Source organism: Niameybacter sp., from assembly GCF_036655075.1.
Lineage (GTDB): Bacteria > Bacillota > Clostridia > Lachnospirales > Cellulosilyticaceae > Holtiella.
On record NZ_JAVVQU010000001.1, the window covers coordinates 79,971 to 94,988 of the forward strand.

Consider the following 15,018-nt stretch of genomic DNA (forward strand, 5'->3'; position numbering starts at 1 on the left):
TTATTTAACTATTTTTTCTTGTTAGCTACTGTTTTCTTAGGACCTTTACGTGTACGAGCATTCGTTTTAGTTTTTTGTCCTCTTACTGGAAGGCCACGTCTATGACGGATTCCTCTATAGCAACCGATTTCCATTAATCGTTTAATGTTAAGGGCGATTTCACGACGAAGGTCACCTTCAACCATTTGAGTTTTATCAATGATGTCACGAAGTTTATTTACTTCTTCATCTGTTAAATCCTTAATTCTTGTGTCGAAATCAACACCTGCTTCTGTAAGGATTCTACGAGAACTTGGACGACCTATACCATAGATATAAGTAAGACCAACTTCAACACGCTTATTTTTTGGTAAGTCTACACCTGCAATACGTGCCATATAGTTTTGCACCTCCTATTGATTGATATATATATAATACAGCATTTACCATGAAATGCCGCAGCCGCTTAAAGTTAACTCACAAGGTAATATTATATCTCATCTTGTGACATAAATCAATGCATTTCGTAAAGCATTAACCTTGTTTTTGTTTGTGTTTTGGATTTTCACAGATAACGCAAACACGGCCTTTTCTTTTGATTACTTTACATTTTTCACATATCTTTTTAACAGATGGGCGTACTTTCATTTTCTGCTCTCCTTTCCGGTTACCATTTATTTAGAACGCCAAATAATTCGTCCCTTGGTTAAATCATATGGAGAAAGTTCCACAGTTACTTTATCACCCGGTAATACACGGATAAAATTCATACGAAGCTTTCCTGAGATATGAGCTAACACTTTGTGTCCGCCTTCGATCTCTACTTGGAACATCGCATTTGGTAACTTTTCTATCACTGTTCCCTCTACTTCAAAAACATCACCTTTTGCCAAGTTACAAACCTCCTCTATATAGAAGTCTTTATTAGATAAGCTTTTAATTCTTTACGAATCTCAGCATCTAATACGTTTTCTTCGATTAATTTTTGTTTGAGCCTTTGAATGACTTCATCGGTTCTTTGAATATGTTTATACTTTTTACGCTTAGGTTTTTCTAAGAGTCTTAGATCTCCGTCTGCAAGGTAAGCATATTCTTCTTCTAAACTAACTACTATAAATGCTTTGCCATAATCTCTACCACATTTTGAAAATACTACCTGACCTACTTCTAAGTCTCTCATTATTTTTCACCCTCATCTTTCGACCTGAGTGTTAAAATCATTGGTTCATCATCTGTAATCACAATAGTATTCTCATAATGAGCTGATGGCAGCCCATCTCTAGTTACAAAAGTCCAGTCATCATCCAAGCATTTTACTTGATAGGTTCCCATGTTAATCATAGGCTCAATAGCAAGTGCCATACCCTTTTCAAGCTTTACACCACGACCTGGTGCCTTATAGTTAGGCACTTGAGGATCTTCATGTAACGCTTCACCGATACCATGACCAACTAAGTCTCTTACTACACCGTATCCAAAGGATTCTGCATAGTCTTGAATAGCTTTAGATATCTGTCCTAAATGATTGCCAGCTTTTGCGTATTTTAGTCCTTCAAAGAAACACTGCTTTGTAACTTCAATTAGTTTCAAAACATCAGGTGATACATCTCCGACTGGATAAGTTCGTGCAGCATCAGAATGATACCCTTTATAGTATACCCCAAGGTCAACACTTACTATGTCACCTTGTTTGAGTTTTCTTGCACCTGGAATTCCATGTACAACTTCATCATTGATAGATACACACGCCGAAGCTGGATAGCCACCGTATCCTTTAAAGGATGGTATAGCATGCTTACTCGTAATAAACTTATAAGCAACCTGATCTAACTCCTTAGTCGTTACACCTGGTTTAACATGCTTTGCCACCAGTTCATGCGCTTCTATAAGTATCTGGGCAGACTCTTGCATTAACTTAATTTCCTCGTCGGATTTAATGGGAATTGGCATTTTAGTTCACTCCTAATGCTTTCTTTACCCTTGCACGCACTTCATCTACAGTTCCTACACCATCAATGCAAAGTACCTTACCTTGCATTTGATAGTGATTGATAAGAGGTTTAGTTTGTGCATGATAAACTTCTAATCTTTTCTTAACTGTATCTTCTTTGTCATCTTCTCTTTGGATCAGATGAGTAGAACATTCATTACAAATACCTGATACTGTTTCTACTTTGAATAGTTTATGATATGAAGCGCCGCAGCTAGGACAAACAGTTCTACCAGCCATACGTTCAATAATAACTTCATCTGGTACTTCTACATCGAGTACACAGTCAATTGGTTTACCGATCTCTTTTAGCATTGCATCCAATGCTTGTGCTTGTGGTATAGTTCTTGGAAAACCATCTAAAATCATTCCATTATCACAATCTTCTTGAACTATACGATCTTTGACAAGTTCTAATACGAGCTCATCAGGTACCAACTTACCTTCATCCATGTATTTTTTAGCTTCTTGACCTAACTCAGTATTTTTTGAGATATGTTCTCTAAAAATGTTTCCTGTTGAGATCGTTGGAATATTGTATAGTTTCATAAGCATTTCTGCTTGTGTGCCCTTACCTGCTCCAGGTGCACCTAATAATATTAATCTCATTACGGCAACCCCCAATTCTAATTCTTATAGAAATCCTTTATAGTGACGCATAAGCATCTGTGATTCTAATTGTTTAACTGTTTCAAGTGCAACACCAACTACGATAAGGAGTGAAGTTCCACCAAATTGTACGGACATCTTGAAGATGGCACCAAGCACTAATGGTGAAAGAGCTAAGATCGCAAGGAAAATGGCTCCCATTAAAGTAATATGAGTTGCTGTCTTTGAAAGGTAGTCAGATGTTGGTTTACCTGGACGAATACCAGGGATGAAACCACCACCCTTTTTAAGGTTTGCTGCTATATCCATAGGATTAAATGCAATTGTAGAATAGAAGAATGCAAATGCAAAGATTAGTACTACGTAGAGTACTGCACCAAATGGATGAGTCCATCTGAGCCATTGAATTGCAGTCTGCCAAAATTCACTAGGAGTCTTAACAAATAAATTTGTTACTGTCTCTGGGAATTGAATAAGTGACATTGCAAAGATAACAGGAAGTACACCTGCAAGGTTTACTTTGATTGGAATACTTTGGGATTGACCACCGTATACCTTTCTACCTGCTACACGTTTTGCATATTGTACAGATATTCTTCTTTCACCAAGTGACATAAGTACTGTGAATCCAATCATAACTACAAATAATAAAACTAGAATAGCAACTTTAACATAATTATCATATGCTAGTAGGCTTATTGCTCCTTGTGGAAGTCTAGAAACGATGTTGATAAAGATGATTAAGGAAATACCATTTCCTATACCCTTTTCAGTAATCTGTTCACCTATCCACATTACTAACATAGAACCAGCAATAAATGAAATGAATGCAAGTGCAAATACTAGCATATTCTTCTCAACCAAAACATTTGATTGATATAGCATATATGTTGTTCCACCTGCTTGCATCATAGCAAGAACTAATGTTACATATCTAGTATACTTGTTGATCTTCTTACGACCGTCTTCGCCTTCTTTTGATAGCTCTTCTAATCTAGTAATAGCGATAGTTAATAGTTGAATGATAATAGATGCTGTAATATAAGGTCCTACACCAAAGGCAAAGAGTGCCATTTGGCTAAAGGCCCCACCAGTAATAGCATTCATAAGCCCTAACATGCCGTTAGAGTTTTGACCTAATACTTGTTCAACAGCAATTGGATCGATGCCTGGAACCGGAACATGAGCTCCAATTCTAACAAGGGCAAACATCCATAGGGTAAAAATTATCTTTTTTCGCAGTTCTGGTACACTCCATGCATTTTTAAGAGTTTTAAACACCTACATCACCTCTGCTTTTCCACCCACAGCTTCAATTTTTTCTACAGCGCCAGCACTAAATGCGTTAGCTTGAACTGTAATTTTTTTAGTAAGATCACCTTTAGCAAGGATTTTAACACCATCTCTAGTGTTTTTAACGATACCTGCTTCTACCATAGCGTTGATTGTTACAACAGCGCCATCTTCGAAACGATTAAGCATATCAACATTGATTGCTACGATATCTTTGCTGTTACGGTTAGTAAATCCACGTTTTGGTAAACGTCTGTAAAGAGGCATTTGACCCCCTTCAAAACCTGGTCTAACTCCGCCACCGCTTCTTGCTTTTTGTCCTTTATGGCCTTTACCGGCAGTTTTACCGTTACCGGAACCATGTCCTCTACCTGTACGGAAAGAATCTTTTTTAGATCCTTCAACTGGTCTTAATGAGCTTAAATTCATACTTTGCACCTCCTTTACTAAATCAATAATTATTCGTTGATTTCTTCTACTTTAACTAAATGTCTAACTTGTGCAATCATACCACGGATAGCATCGTTATCTTGGTGGATGTTTGTACTGTTCATTTTTCTTAATCCGAGCGCTTCGATAGTTTTTTTATGCTTTGGAATTGCCCCGATTGTGGATTTTACTAAAGTTACTTTTAAATTAGCCACTGACTATTCCTCCTATCCTAGAAGCTCTTCTACAGTTTTTCCACGAAGTTTTGCAACTTGAGCTGGAGTTTTAAGCCCTGCAAGACCTTCGATTGTAGCATGAACTACGTTTTTCTTATTGTTTGATCCTAAAGATTTTGTTCTGATATTACGGATACCTGCAAGTTCAAGTACAGCACGCGCTGGACCACCTGCGATAACTCCAGTACCTTCTTTAGCTGGCTTAAGAAGAACGTTTGCACTACCGAATACACCTGTGAATTCATGGTAGATACTATCAGCATTATTTCTTTCAACGAAGATAAGGTTTTTCTTAGCATCTTCAATTCCTTTTCTGATTGCATCAGGAATTTCCATAGCTTTTCCTAAACCTACACCTACGTGTCCGTTTCCATCTCCTACTACTACTAAAGCAGAGAAACGGAATGTACGACCACCTTTAACTACTTTTGTTACACGTTTAATAGTAACAACTTTTTCTTTTAATTCCAAAGAATTTGGATTAATATTAAGTCTTTTAGCCACCGTCTGTCCCTCCTTTACTAGAATTGTAACCCAGCTTCACGAGCTGCGTCTGCTAATGCTTTTACTCTACCATGGTATAAGAAACCACCACGGTCAAATACTACTTCTTCGATACCATTAGCAAGTGCTTTTTTAGCAATTGCAGTACCAACAGCAGCTGCTGCTTCTATGTTAGAACCAACTTTGATGTCAAGATCTTTTTCAACTGTAGAAGCTGCTACTAATGTTACAGCTTTTACATCATCAATAATTTGAGCGTAGATGTGTTTTTCACTTCTGAATACTGCAAGTCTAGGTCTTTGAGCAGTACCTTGGATCTTGTTACGAAGTTTTCTATGTTTTTGAACACGAACTTTACTACGTGATTGTTTATTGATCATTTAATTCACCCCTTTACTATTATTTTTTACCTGTTTTACCTACTTTACGTCTGATTACTTCGTCAATGTATTTAATACCTTTACCTTTGTATGGCTCTGGTGCACGTTTTGAACGAATATCAGCAGCAAATTGGCCAACGAGTTCTTTATTGATACCTGCAACAGTGATTTTGTTAGTTCCTTCAACTGTTGTTGTGATACCTTCTGGATCTTCCATTTCTACTGGGTGAGAGTATCCTAATGAAAGAACTAATTTTGTTCCTTGTTTTTGTGCTCTGTAACCAACACCGTTGATCTCTAACACTTTTGCGTAACCATTAGCTACACCTTCGATCATGTTAGCGATAAGTGTTCTAGTTAAACCATGAAGAGCTTTATTTCTTTTTAAATCATTTGGTCTAGTAACAACCACTTGATTTTCTTCGATCGCAATGTTCATTGCACTGTCAAATGATTTTGTTAATGTTCCTTTAGGACCTTTAACTTCTACGATGTTAGCTTCGCTAACAGTAATAGTTACGCCTGCTGGAATCTCAACTGGTAATCTACCAATACGTGACATGCTCGCACCTCCTTAAACTTTTGCTGTTTATTACCAAATAAATGCTATTACTTCTCCACCAACACTAAGTTTTCTAGCTTCTTTATCAGCTATAACACCTTTGTTAGTTGAAATGATTGCTGTACCAAGTCCACCTAAAACTTTTGGTAAGTTTTCTGAGTCAGCGTATACGCGAAGACCTGGTTTAGAGATTCTTTTAATCCCTGAAATAACTTTTTCATTTTTATCTTTGCCGTATTTAAGAGTAATACGGATAGTTTCTTTAACACCATCAGCTGTTACATCATAAGCTTTGATGTATCCTTCATTTAATAAGATCTCAGCAATCGCTTTTTTAATTTTAGAAGATGGAACTTCTACTGTATCGTGTTTAGCCACGTTAGCGTTTCTGATTCTTGTTAACATATCTGCAATTGGATCGCTCATCATCATAATTCGTTACCTCCTTTCTGGTATTACCAGCTTGCTTTTTTAACGCCTGGAATTTGACCTTTATATGCTAGTTCTCTAAAGCAAATACGACAAATACCAAATTTTCTAATGTACGCATGTGGACGTCCACAAATACGACATCTGCTATATTCTTGAGTTGAAAATTTTGCAGGTCTAGCTTGCTTAACTTTCATAGATGTTTTTGCCATGTAGATACCCTCCTTATTTTTGGAATGGCATTCCGAATTGTTTCAACAGTTCACGAGATTCTTCATCTGTGTTTGCTGTTGTAACAATAATAACGTCCATACCACGCACTTTATCAATTTTATCATATTCGATTTCTGGGAAAATGATTTGTTCTTTAATACCTAATGAATAGTTACCACGACCATCGAAAGCAGTTGCACTTACACCACGGAAGTCACGTACACGTGGAAGAGCAAGGTTTACTAAACGATCAAGGAATTCATACATTTTTTCACCACGAAGAGTTACTTTACATCCGATTGGCATACCTTCACGAAGTTTGAAAGCAGCAACTGATTTTTTAGCTCTTGTAGTAACCACTTTTTGGCCAGAGATTTTCTCCATATCGCCAATAGCGTTTTCTAATACTTTTGCATTGTCTTTCGCTTCACCAACACCCATGTTGATTACGATTTTTTCGATTTTAGGAGCTTGAAGTTTGTTTTTGTATTCAAACTTTTCTACCATAGCATCGACAATTTGTTCATTATAAATATCTTTTAATCTACTCATAGTTTAACGTCCTCCTTTCGCTAATTAGTCAATTACTGAACGACCGTTTTTTGTAATTGCTACACGAACTTTTTTGTCATCTTTGATTTCTACGCCTAAACGAGCAGGAGCTCCGTTTAAAGAGTACATAACGTTTGAAAGATGAATTGGGAATTCTTTTTCAACACGTCCACCTTGACCCATTGCGTTAGGTTTTTGATGTTTGAAACCTTGGTTAACACCGTCAACTAATACACGTCCATTTTTACGATCGATGAAAGTGATATTGCCTTCTTTACCTTTATCTTTACCAGCAATAACGATTACTCTATCGCCTTTTTTTAACTTAGTTTTCATGTCTTACACCTCCTTATAGAACTTCTGGAGCAAGTGATAAGATTTTTGTAAATTTCTTATCTCTTAATTCTCTCGCAACTGGTCCAAAAATACGAGTTCCTCTTGGGTTTTTATCTTCTTTGATGATAACAGCAGCGTTTTCATCAAATCTGATGTAAGATCCATCTGGTCTTCTAATTTCTTTTACAGTACGAACTACAACAGCCTTCACAACGTCACCTTTTTTAACAACGCCACCTGGTGTTGCATCTTTAACAGTAGCAACGATAATATCGCCAACACCTGCATATCTTCTTGTAGAGCCACCTAATACACGGATACAAAGAATTTCTTTAGCTCCTGTATTGTCTGCTACTCTTAATCTACTTTCTTGTTGGATCATGAGAAGTGCCCTCCTTTCAAGATTACTAAACTTATTTTACTTTTTCTACGATTTCAACAAGTCTAAAACGTTTTGACTTGGATAATGGTCTTGTTTCCATAACTCTTACACGGTCACCGATTTCACATTCATTGTTTTCATCATGTGCATGAAGTTTGTATGTTTTTTTGATGATTTTTCCGTAAAGAGGATGTTTTACACTGTTTACAACGGCAACTGTAATAGTTTTGTCCATCTTGTTACTAACTACATTACCTACTAATGTTTTACGTAAATTTCTTTCTGCCACGATTTCTCCTCCTCTCTATTACACTGCTTGTTTTTGTGTAATAATAGTTTGAATACGCGCAATGTTTCTTCTAACATCTTTGATTCTTGCTGTATTATCTAATTGGTTGGTAGCGTTTTGGAATCTTAAGTTGAAAAGTTCTTTTTTCGCATTCACCAATTCGATATTTAATTCTTCAGCTGATTTTGCTCTTAAATCTTCTAAGAATGCTTTAGTTTTCACTACCATCACCTACCATTTCTTGTTCAGCACGAGATGCAATCTTACATTTCATTGGTAATTTATGAATTGCAAGTCTTAACGCTTCTCTTGCTACTTCTTCTGCTACACCTGATAATTCGAACATAACACGACCTGGTTTAACTACTGCAACCCAGTATTCTGTAGATCCTTTACCAGAACCCATGCGTGTTTCAGCTGGTTTAGCTGTTACTGGTTTATCAGGGAAAATTTTGATCCAGACTTTACCACCACGTTTGATGTAACGTGTCATCGCAATACGAGCAGCTTCGATTTGGTTTGATGTAATCCAACTTGGTTCCATAGCAACGATACCGAATTCACCGTAAGTGATTTTATTTCCACGGGTAGCTTGGCCTTTCATACGTCCACGGAACTGTTTGCGACGTTTTACTCTTTTAGGCATTAACATTAGTTATCGCTCCCTTCCCTTTTAGCTTTTTGAGGAAGTACTTCTCCTTTGTAGATCCATACTTTAACACCGATTTTACCATATGTTGTATCTGCTTCTGCAAATCCATAGTCAATATCAGCTCTTAATGTTTGAAGTGGAATAGTACCTTCTGAATATTGTTCTGTACGTGCCATTTCAGCACCACCTAAACGACCTGAACATCCTACTTTAATACCTTTAGCACCGAATTTTTGAGCTTTACCAATCGCTTGTTTCATAGCACGACGGAAAGATACACGGTTTTCTAATTGAAGCGCGATGTTTTCTGCTGTTAATTGAGCAGAAGTTTCTGGTCTTTTAACTTCAACAATGTTAATTGAAACTTTTGAAGTTGTAAGTTTTTCTACTTCTTTACGAAGAGAATCAATTGATGCTCCACCTTTACCGATAACGATACCTGGTTTTGATGTATAAACATGAATTCTTATACGTTTTGACATTCTTTCGATATCAATTTTATCGATGCCAGCAGTATAAAGTTTCTTTTTGATATATTTTCTGATTGTATTATCTTCTACGAGGTAGTTAGCGAAGTCTGTTTTATCAGCGTACCATTTAGCACTCCAGTCTTTGATAACTCCTACTCTTAATCCATGAGGATTGACTTTTTGACCCATACCGAACCTCCTTATCTCTCATTTACTACCACAGTAATGTGGCTTGTTTGTTTGTGGATGCTATAAGCACGGCCTTGAGCACGAGGACGGATTCTCTTAAGAGTTGGTCCTTGAGTTGCGTATGCTTCTTCAACAAATAATTTGCTTACGTCCATACCATTGTTATGTTCTGCGTTAGCAATAGCTGATTTTAATACTTTTTCAATAATATCAGCTGCATATCTTGGTGTGTAAGCTAAGATAGCGAGTGCAGTTTGCACATCTTTACCTTTGATTTGATCAAGTACAATTTTCGCTTTTGTAGTAGAAACACGTACAAATGTTACTTTTGCAGTTGGTCTGTTATCATTGTTTTGATTTCTTTCTCTTTTTATCTGGGTTCTGTGTCCTTTTGCCATCGTAAGACCTCCTTCCGATATTATTTATTAGCGAACTCTTGATTTTTTCTCAGCGTCTTTACCATGTCCACGGTAAGTTCTTGTTAATGCGAATTCACCAAGTTTATGTCCTACCATATCTTCTGTAATGAATACAGGAACATGTTTTCTACCATCATGAAGGGCGATTGTATGTCCTACCATTTGTGGGAAGATTGTTGAACGACGTGACCAAGATTTAATTACTTTTTTATCATCAACAGCATTCATTGCGTCAATTTTATTAAGTAAGCGTTGATCTGCGAATGGTCCTTTTTTAACTGAACGAGCCATTAAAGATGCCTCCTTTCAAAAACTTAAATTTATTTGTTACGTGAACGTACAATATATTTATTTGAATGTTTGTTTTTCTTTCTTGTTTTGTATCCAAGAGCTGGTTTACCCCAAGGAGTACATGGATTTGGACGTCCAATTGGAGATCTACCTTCCCCACCACCATGAGGGTGATCGTTAGGGTTCATTACAGAACCACGAACTGTTGGGCGGATACCCATGTGACGTTTACGTCCAGCTTTACCAATTGTGATAAGTTCGTGATCAATGTTACCAACTTGTCCAATAGTAGCTTTACAATCGATTGGTAATAAACGCATTTCTCCTGATGGAAGTTTAACTGTTGCGAATTTACCTTCTTTAGCCATAAGTTGAGCTGACATACCTGCAGAACGAACTAATTGTCCACCTTTGCCTGGTTTCATTTCAATGTTATGAACTGTTTGACCTACTGGAATATCTCTCATTCTAAGAGTATTACCAATACGGATTTCTGCAGTTTCACCACTCATTACTTTTTCTCCTGCTTTTAAACCATGAGGAGCTAAGATATAGCGTTTTTCGCCATCTGCATAGCTAAGTAATGCAATGTTTGCTGTTCTGTTTGGATCGTATTCGATACCTACTACTGTAGCTGGAACACCATCTTTATTACGTTTGAAGTCGATTACTCTGTATTTAACTTTGTAACCGCCGCCACGGTGACGAACAGTGATTTTACCTTGATTATTTCTACCTGAATGTTTCTTTAATGTTACAATTAAAGACTTCTCAGGAGTTGTTTTTGTGATTTCTTCAAAAGTTGAAGAAGTCATATGTCTTCTAGAAGGGGTATATGGTCTATACTTTTTGATACCCATTACTGTTTCACTCCTTTCAATCGTGTAAGTTACACATAGCCGTGTGTTTCATCTTTTTCTATTTAACTACATTCCTTGGAAAAAGTCAATGTCTTTACTTGCTTCTGTAAGTTTTACGATTGCTTTTTTGTATTTGTTAGTTTTTCCAACTGATTTTCCACGACGTTTTGTTTTTCCATCGTAGTTCATTGTGTTTACTTTGTCTACTTTAACGCCGTCAAACATTTTTTCTACTGCATCTTTAACTTGAGATTTTGTAGCAGTTGGGTGTACTAGGAATGTATATTTCTTTTCAGCCATATCGTTCATACTTTTTTCAGTAACGACTGGTTTTAAAATGACGTCATAGAATTTTAAATCTGCCATTATGCGTACACCTCCTCAATTTTAGCTAATGCTTCTTTTGTTACTACAACTGTATCGTATTTTAAGATGTCGTATACGTTAATGTTGTTTACGTTTGCAGTTTTAATACCTTGAATATTACGTGCTGCTAACATAACATTTTTACTAACGTCTGTAGCTCTACCTTCAGTTACTTTATCTTCAGTTACGATTAATGCTTTTTTAAGTTCTAATGCACCTAAAACGTTAACCATAGCTTTAGTTTTAGCTTCAGCTAATGCTAATTCATCTAATACGATAAATTTGTTCTCTTGAACTCTTGTTGTAAGAGCTGATTTAAGAGCAATTAATTTTTCTGTTCTGTTCATTTTGAATGAATAGTCACGTGGTTTTGGAGCGAATACTACCCCACCACCTGTCCATTGTGGTGAACGAATAGAACCTTGTCTAGCTCTACCTGTACCTTTTTGTTTCCATGGTTTTCTACCACCACCACGTACTTCTGCACGTGTTTTAGCACTTTGAGTTCCTTGTCTTCTATTAGCAAGATATGCTAATACAGCACTGTGAACTAAATTTTCTTTTACTTCTACAGCAAAGATTGAATCTACTAATTCAACTTCACCAACTTGTTGTCCGTTCATATTTAAAACAGATACGTTTGCCATCTTTATTCCTCCTTTCTCAAGCAGCCTTATGCTTTAACGCTGTCTTTGATTGTAATGATTGTTCCTTTTGAACCTGGAACAGCTCCTTTTACAAGGATTAAGTTTTTGTCTGCATCTACTCTTACAACTTCAAGGTTTTGAACTGTAATTTGAATGCTACCCATATGTGATGGAAGGCCTTTACCTTTCATAACACGTCCTGGGCTAGTAGCAGCTCCCATAGAACCTGCAACTCTATGTGATTTAGAACCGTGACCCATTGGTCCACGACTTTGGTTGTATTTTTTAATTGCGCCTTGGTAACCTTTACCTTTAGAGATACCTACAACGTCAATTTTATCACCAGCAGCGAATGCGTCAGCTTTGATTTCTGTACCTACTTCGTAAGCAGAAATATCTTCTAAACGGAATTCTTTTAAGTGTTTCTTAGCAGTAACACCTGCTTTTGCAAAGTGACCTTTTTGTGGTTTGATAAGTTGTTTTTCTTTGGCATCAACAAAACCTAATTGAATTGCTTCATAACCATCGTTATCAACTGTTTTCTTTTGAACTACTGTACATGGGCCAGCTTCTAATACAGTAACTGGGATTAACATGTTAGCGTCATTGAAAATTTGTGTCATACCAATTTTTTTAGCTAAAATTGCTTTTTTCATCCTTTACACCTCCTAATATCTACAGCGGATTATCAACTTGGATAATCATTCTAGACGATTAATAACCGTCTTTAGTTTGGTTCTTACTATCTAGCATCAACTTTGATATCAACACCAGCTGGTAAGTCAAGACGCATTAATGCATCACCAGTTTTTGGTGTAGCTTCAACGTCAATTAATCTCTTATGAGTTCTCATTTCGAACTGCTCTCTAGAGTCTTTGTACTTGTGTACAGCACGTAAGATTGTTACTACTTCCTTTTTAGTTGGAAGTGGAATTGGTCCACTTACTGTTGCTCCAGTTTTTTTCGCAATATCAACGATTTGCGCTGCAGTTTGATCGATTAATTTGTGATCATAAGCTTTTAATGTGATACGGATTTTTGGGCTTGCCATAAAAAAAGTCCCCTCCTTTTCGTACTTTATTTGAAGCAGCACGACCAGTGGAAACTGTACACTCATCCAGGTGTTTCGTAAGTTTAACTTATACAGGGTTTCCCCTATGCATACTACTCTTACGGAACCTATTAAAATGATACAGTGACTTGTCGTCTGGTTTCATGAACCGGACATTCGCTCCTCAGAAATTTACCTAACTAGTAGGCTGTAACCTTCTGAATCATCGTTCTCAATGTCACAACAACTTGATTATACATGATGTTACATGTTATTACAAGGTTTTTTTTGCTTTTTTATGCGATAATTTTTTCCAGTCGCATCTGTGGAGTTCTTATCGCGATGTACTATCTATTATACATGTTATTTAGGATTTGAAAAGTGTAATCTATTGGTAATTTATCTTTCTCCTATATCTATCCTTTCTTTACGTTTAAATTTAAGGTCTCCCCCTTAAGCTACACGTTCTATTATAATCTATTCTTTCTCTACATACTTCTCCTTAGATAGATATTAACGCTCTTGTTCTCTATAGGCAAGTATTCTCTTTCTTGTTTCTGTTTCTTGACTCACTAGCGTCCAAGTTCTCCTGAAGAGAAGGAAATACTTCCTATCTTAATTTGATAGTCTTTAAAATAAAAAAGCACATCCACAAGGGATGTGCTTTAAAATCTATTAAGATAGATTATTCAACGATTGATGCAACAGCACCGGAACCTACTGTACGTCCACCTTCACGAATAGCGAAACGAAGACCTTGAGCCATCGCGATTGGATGGATAAGTTCGATTGTCATTTCGATATTGTCGCCAGGCATACACATTTCTGTACCTTCTGGTAACTCGATAACGCCTGTTACGTCAGTTGTACGGAAGTAGAATTGTGGTCTGTAGTTAGAGAAGAATGGTTTATGACGGCCACCCTCTTCTTTTTTAAGAACGTATACTTGAGCTTTGAATTTTGTATGTGGTGTAATTGAACCTGGTTTACAAAGTACTTGACCACGTTCGATTTCTGTTCTTTGGATACCACGAAGAAGTGCACCGATGTTATCACCAGCTTGAGCTTGATCAAGAAGTTTACGGAACATTTCTACTCCTGTACAAATAACTTTACGTGTTTCTTCATGAATACCTACTAATTCAACTTCATCTTGAACTTTAAGGATACCAGCTTCTACTCTACCTGTAGCAACTGTACCACGACCTGTGATAGAGAATACATCTTCTACTGGCATTAAGAAGCTTTTATCAACGTCACGTTCTGGAGTTGGGATATATTCATCAATGATATCGAATAATTCAACAATTTTATCTCCCCATGGACCCATTGGATCGTTAAGAGCTTGAAGAGCTGAACCACGAATGATTGGTGTATCATCGCCTGGGAATTCGTAATCATTTAATAATTCACGGATTTCCATTTCAACTAATTCTAATAACTCATCATCATCTACCATATCACATTTGTTTAAGAAAACAACGATGTATGGAACACCAACTTGGCGTGATAATAAGATATGTTCACGAGTTTGAGCCATAGGACCATCTGTAGCTGCACAAACAAGGATTGTACCATCCATTTGAGCTGCACCAGTGATCATGTTTTTAACGTAGTCAGCATGTCCTGGACAGTCAACGTGTGCGTAGTGACGAGCTGGAGTTTCGTACTCAACGTGAGCAGTAGAGATTGTGATACCACGTTCTCTTTCTTCTGGAGCTTTATCGATGTTCGCGAAGTCTACAGCTTCACCGAAACCGTATCTTTCATGAAGAGTTTTTGTGATTGCAGCTGTTAAAGTTGTTTTACCGTGGTCAACGTGGCCGATTGTACCAATGTTAACGTGTGGTTTGGTTCTTTCAAATTTAGCTTTAGCCATTTTGAATTTCC

At 36.9% G+C, this 15,018-nt stretch carries 29 protein-coding genes; all 29 read right to left on the bottom strand.

The features are described from left to right. Positions 1-8: 8 nt before the first annotated feature. Complete coding sequence (gene rpsM, locus RRY75_RS00355; protein ID WP_332493958.1) at positions 9-377, bottom strand: 30S ribosomal protein S13; 369 nt, start codon at positions 375-377, stop codon at positions 9-11. Positions 378-513: 136 nt separating this feature from the next. Continuing rightward, positions 514-627, bottom strand: a complete 114-nt coding sequence (gene rpmJ / locus RRY75_RS00360) for a 50S ribosomal protein L36 (protein ID WP_010167328.1) — start codon at positions 625-627, stop codon at positions 514-516. Between the two features lie 26 nt (positions 628-653). Beyond that, complete coding sequence (gene infA, locus RRY75_RS00365) at positions 654-872, bottom strand: translation initiation factor IF-1 (RefSeq protein WP_053983252.1); 219 nt, start codon at positions 870-872, stop codon at positions 654-656. Positions 873-886: 14 nt separating this feature from the next. Next, a complete protein-coding gene (locus RRY75_RS00370; protein ID WP_332493954.1) occupies positions 887-1,159 on the bottom strand; it encodes a KOW domain-containing RNA-binding protein in 273 nt (90 codons plus the stop codon). Next, positions 1,159-1,929: a type I methionyl aminopeptidase gene (gene map / locus RRY75_RS00375; RefSeq protein WP_332493953.1), complete on the bottom strand. Its 771-nt coding sequence runs from the start codon at positions 1,927-1,929 to the stop codon at positions 1,159-1,161. The genes RRY75_RS00370 and map overlap by 1 nt, the downstream gene beginning before the upstream one ends. A gap of 1 nt (position 1,930) precedes the next feature. Beyond that, the gene (locus tag RRY75_RS00380; RefSeq protein WP_332493952.1) at positions 1,931-2,578 is read right to left on the bottom strand and encodes an adenylate kinase; all 648 of its coding nucleotides are present in this window, start codon (positions 2,576-2,578) and stop codon (positions 1,931-1,933) included. 24 nt (positions 2,579-2,602) lie between these two features. After that, positions 2,603-3,859 (bottom strand): preprotein translocase subunit SecY, encoded by a 1,257-nt coding sequence (gene secY / locus RRY75_RS00385; protein ID WP_332527157.1) that lies wholly within the window; start codon positions 3,857-3,859, stop codon positions 2,603-2,605. After that, positions 3,860-4,300 carry a 50S ribosomal protein L15 gene (gene rplO, locus RRY75_RS00390; protein ID WP_332493948.1) on the bottom strand — a complete coding sequence of 147 codons (441 nt, stop codon included), beginning with the start codon at positions 4,298-4,300 and terminating at the stop codon, positions 3,860-3,862. A 29-nt stretch (positions 4,301-4,329) separates the two neighbouring features. Continuing rightward, a complete protein-coding gene (gene rpmD, locus RRY75_RS00395) occupies positions 4,330-4,515 on the bottom strand; it encodes a 50S ribosomal protein L30 (protein ID WP_053983246.1) in 186 nt (61 codons plus the stop codon). A gap of 12 nt (positions 4,516-4,527) precedes the next feature. Beyond that, on the bottom strand, positions 4,528-5,040 hold the full coding sequence (rpsE, locus tag RRY75_RS00400; protein WP_334309738.1) for a 30S ribosomal protein S5: 513 nt from the start codon (positions 5,038-5,040) through the stop codon (positions 4,528-4,530). A gap of 17 nt (positions 5,041-5,057) precedes the next feature. Then, positions 5,058-5,420 carry a 50S ribosomal protein L18 gene (rplR, locus tag RRY75_RS00405; protein WP_332493947.1) on the bottom strand — a complete coding sequence of 121 codons (363 nt, stop codon included), beginning with the start codon at positions 5,418-5,420 and terminating at the stop codon, positions 5,058-5,060. A 19-nt stretch (positions 5,421-5,439) separates the two neighbouring features. Continuing rightward, positions 5,440-5,982, bottom strand: coding sequence for a 50S ribosomal protein L6 (gene rplF / locus RRY75_RS00410; RefSeq protein WP_332527156.1), 543 nt, complete (start codon positions 5,980-5,982; stop codon positions 5,440-5,442). A gap of 30 nt (positions 5,983-6,012) precedes the next feature. Further along, positions 6,013-6,414 carry a 30S ribosomal protein S8 gene (gene rpsH / locus RRY75_RS00415; RefSeq protein WP_332493945.1) on the bottom strand — a complete coding sequence of 134 codons (402 nt, stop codon included), beginning with the start codon at positions 6,412-6,414 and terminating at the stop codon, positions 6,013-6,015. 23 nt (positions 6,415-6,437) lie between these two features. Beyond that, entirely contained in the window at positions 6,438-6,623 is a 186-nt protein-coding gene (locus tag RRY75_RS00420; protein ID WP_307991117.1) for a type Z 30S ribosomal protein S14, read from the bottom strand. A 13-nt stretch (positions 6,624-6,636) separates the two neighbouring features. Beyond that, a complete protein-coding gene (gene rplE, locus RRY75_RS00425) occupies positions 6,637-7,176 on the bottom strand; it encodes a 50S ribosomal protein L5 (RefSeq protein ID WP_332493944.1) in 540 nt (179 codons plus the stop codon). 24 nt (positions 7,177-7,200) lie between these two features. Next, entirely contained in the window at positions 7,201-7,512 is a 312-nt protein-coding gene (gene rplX / locus RRY75_RS00430; protein WP_332493943.1) for a 50S ribosomal protein L24, read from the bottom strand. Between the two features lie 13 nt (positions 7,513-7,525). Further along, on the bottom strand, positions 7,526-7,894 hold the full coding sequence (gene rplN, locus RRY75_RS00435) for a 50S ribosomal protein L14 (protein WP_053983238.1): 369 nt from the start codon (positions 7,892-7,894) through the stop codon (positions 7,526-7,528). A gap of 31 nt (positions 7,895-7,925) precedes the next feature. Then, positions 7,926-8,183 carry a 30S ribosomal protein S17 gene (rpsQ, locus tag RRY75_RS00440; RefSeq protein ID WP_332493941.1) on the bottom strand — a complete coding sequence of 86 codons (258 nt, stop codon included), beginning with the start codon at positions 8,181-8,183 and terminating at the stop codon, positions 7,926-7,928. A gap of 18 nt (positions 8,184-8,201) precedes the next feature. Beyond that, positions 8,202-8,405, bottom strand: a complete 204-nt coding sequence (rpmC, locus tag RRY75_RS00445) for a 50S ribosomal protein L29 (protein ID WP_307991113.1) — start codon at positions 8,403-8,405, stop codon at positions 8,202-8,204. Next, a complete protein-coding gene (rplP, locus tag RRY75_RS00450; protein ID WP_332527155.1) occupies positions 8,395-8,835 on the bottom strand; it encodes a 50S ribosomal protein L16 in 441 nt (146 codons plus the stop codon). Before rplP ends, rpmC begins: the two co-directional genes overlap by 11 nt. Further along, positions 8,835-9,494 (bottom strand): 30S ribosomal protein S3, encoded by a 660-nt coding sequence (gene rpsC, locus RRY75_RS00455; protein ID WP_332493981.1) that lies wholly within the window; start codon positions 9,492-9,494, stop codon positions 8,835-8,837. The genes rplP and rpsC overlap by 1 nt, the downstream gene beginning before the upstream one ends. Positions 9,495-9,505: 11 nt before the next feature. Next, positions 9,506-9,892: a 50S ribosomal protein L22 gene (gene rplV / locus RRY75_RS00460; protein WP_332493980.1), complete on the bottom strand. Its 387-nt coding sequence runs from the start codon at positions 9,890-9,892 to the stop codon at positions 9,506-9,508. Positions 9,893-9,919: 27 nt separating this feature from the next. After that, positions 9,920-10,204: a 30S ribosomal protein S19 gene (gene rpsS / locus RRY75_RS00465; protein ID WP_332493979.1), complete on the bottom strand. Its 285-nt coding sequence runs from the start codon at positions 10,202-10,204 to the stop codon at positions 9,920-9,922. Positions 10,205-10,233: 29 nt separating this feature from the next. Then, positions 10,234-11,064, bottom strand: a complete 831-nt coding sequence (gene rplB / locus RRY75_RS00470; RefSeq protein ID WP_332527154.1) for a 50S ribosomal protein L2 — start codon at positions 11,062-11,064, stop codon at positions 10,234-10,236. Between the two features lie 66 nt (positions 11,065-11,130). Further along, entirely contained in the window at positions 11,131-11,430 is a 300-nt protein-coding gene (gene rplW / locus RRY75_RS00475; RefSeq protein ID WP_332715328.1) for a 50S ribosomal protein L23, read from the bottom strand. Further along, a complete protein-coding gene (gene rplD / locus RRY75_RS00480; protein WP_332493975.1) occupies positions 11,430-12,077 on the bottom strand; it encodes a 50S ribosomal protein L4 in 648 nt (215 codons plus the stop codon). The genes rplW and rplD overlap by 1 nt, the downstream gene beginning before the upstream one ends. A gap of 26 nt (positions 12,078-12,103) precedes the next feature. Next, a complete protein-coding gene (rplC, locus tag RRY75_RS00485) occupies positions 12,104-12,733 on the bottom strand; it encodes a 50S ribosomal protein L3 (RefSeq protein WP_332493974.1) in 630 nt (209 codons plus the stop codon). A gap of 86 nt (positions 12,734-12,819) precedes the next feature. After that, positions 12,820-13,128 carry a 30S ribosomal protein S10 gene (gene rpsJ / locus RRY75_RS00490; RefSeq protein WP_053983227.1) on the bottom strand — a complete coding sequence of 103 codons (309 nt, stop codon included), beginning with the start codon at positions 13,126-13,128 and terminating at the stop codon, positions 12,820-12,822. Positions 13,129-13,813: 685 nt separating this feature from the next. Beyond that, positions 13,814-15,007, bottom strand: coding sequence for an elongation factor Tu (tuf, locus tag RRY75_RS00495; protein ID WP_332493973.1), 1,194 nt, complete (start codon positions 15,005-15,007; stop codon positions 13,814-13,816). Positions 15,008-15,018 lie beyond the last annotated feature (11 nt).

Excerpts from the sequence above, each read along its gene's own strand:
- rpsM (WP_332493958.1), bottom strand. The coding sequence starts at position 377 with ATGGCACGTATTGCAGGTGTAGACTTACCAAAAAATAAGCGTGTTGAA.
- rpmJ (WP_010167328.1), bottom strand. The coding sequence starts at position 627 with ATGAAAGTACGCCCATCTGTTAAAAAGATATGTGAAAAATGTAAAGTA.
- RRY75_RS00370 (WP_332493954.1), bottom strand. The coding sequence starts at position 1,159 with ATGAGAGACTTAGAAGTAGGTCAGGTAGTATTTTCAAAATGTGGTAGA.
- map (WP_332493953.1), bottom strand. The coding sequence starts at position 1,929 with ATGCCAATTCCCATTAAATCCGACGAGGAAATTAAGTTAATGCAAGAG.
- RRY75_RS00380 (WP_332493952.1), bottom strand. The coding sequence starts at position 2,578 with ATGAGATTAATATTATTAGGTGCACCTGGAGCAGGTAAGGGCACACAA.
- rplO (WP_332493948.1), bottom strand. The coding sequence starts at position 4,300 with ATGAATTTAAGCTCATTAAGACCAGTTGAAGGATCTAAAAAAGATTCT.
- rplR (WP_332493947.1), bottom strand. The coding sequence starts at position 5,420 with ATGATCAATAAACAATCACGTAGTAAAGTTCGTGTTCAAAAACATAGA.
- rplF (WP_332527156.1), bottom strand. The coding sequence starts at position 5,982 with ATGTCACGTATTGGTAGATTACCAGTTGAGATTCCAGCAGGCGTAACT.
- rpsH (WP_332493945.1), bottom strand. The coding sequence starts at position 6,414 with ATGATGATGAGCGATCCAATTGCAGATATGTTAACAAGAATCAGAAAC.
- RRY75_RS00420 (WP_307991117.1), bottom strand. The coding sequence starts at position 6,623 with ATGGCAAAAACATCTATGAAAGTTAAGCAAGCTAGACCTGCAAAATTT.
- rplE (WP_332493944.1), bottom strand. The coding sequence starts at position 7,176 with ATGAGTAGATTAAAAGATATTTATAATGAACAAATTGTCGATGCTATG.
- rplX (WP_332493943.1), bottom strand. The coding sequence starts at position 7,512 with ATGAAAACTAAGTTAAAAAAAGGCGATAGAGTAATCGTTATTGCTGGT.
- rplN (WP_053983238.1), bottom strand. The coding sequence starts at position 7,894 with ATGATCCAACAAGAAAGTAGATTAAGAGTAGCAGACAATACAGGAGCT.
- rplP (WP_332527155.1), bottom strand. The coding sequence starts at position 8,835 with ATGTTAATGCCTAAAAGAGTAAAACGTCGCAAACAGTTCCGTGGACGT.
- rpsC (WP_332493981.1), bottom strand. The coding sequence starts at position 9,494 with ATGGGTCAAAAAGTCAATCCTCATGGATTAAGAGTAGGAGTTATCAAA.
- rplV (WP_332493980.1), bottom strand. The coding sequence starts at position 9,892 with ATGGCAAAAGGACACAGAACCCAGATAAAAAGAGAAAGAAATCAAAAC.
- rpsS (WP_332493979.1), bottom strand. The coding sequence starts at position 10,204 with ATGGCTCGTTCAGTTAAAAAAGGACCATTCGCAGATCAACGCTTACTT.
- rplB (WP_332527154.1), bottom strand. The coding sequence starts at position 11,064 with ATGGGTATCAAAAAGTATAGACCATATACCCCTTCTAGAAGACATATG.
- rplW (WP_332715328.1), bottom strand. The coding sequence starts at position 11,430 with ATGGCAGATTTAAAATTCTATGACGTCATTTTAAAACCAGTCGTTACT.
- rplD (WP_332493975.1), bottom strand. The coding sequence starts at position 12,077 with ATGGCAAACGTATCTGTTTTAAATATGAACGGACAACAAGTTGGTGAA.
- rplC (WP_332493974.1), bottom strand. The coding sequence starts at position 12,733 with ATGAAAAAAGCAATTTTAGCTAAAAAAATTGGTATGACACAAATTTTC.
- rpsJ (WP_053983227.1), bottom strand. The coding sequence starts at position 13,128 with ATGGCAAGCCCAAAAATCCGTATCACATTAAAAGCTTATGATCACAAA.
- tuf (WP_332493973.1), bottom strand. The coding sequence starts at position 15,007 with ATGGCTAAAGCTAAATTTGAAAGAACCAAACCACACGTTAACATTGGT.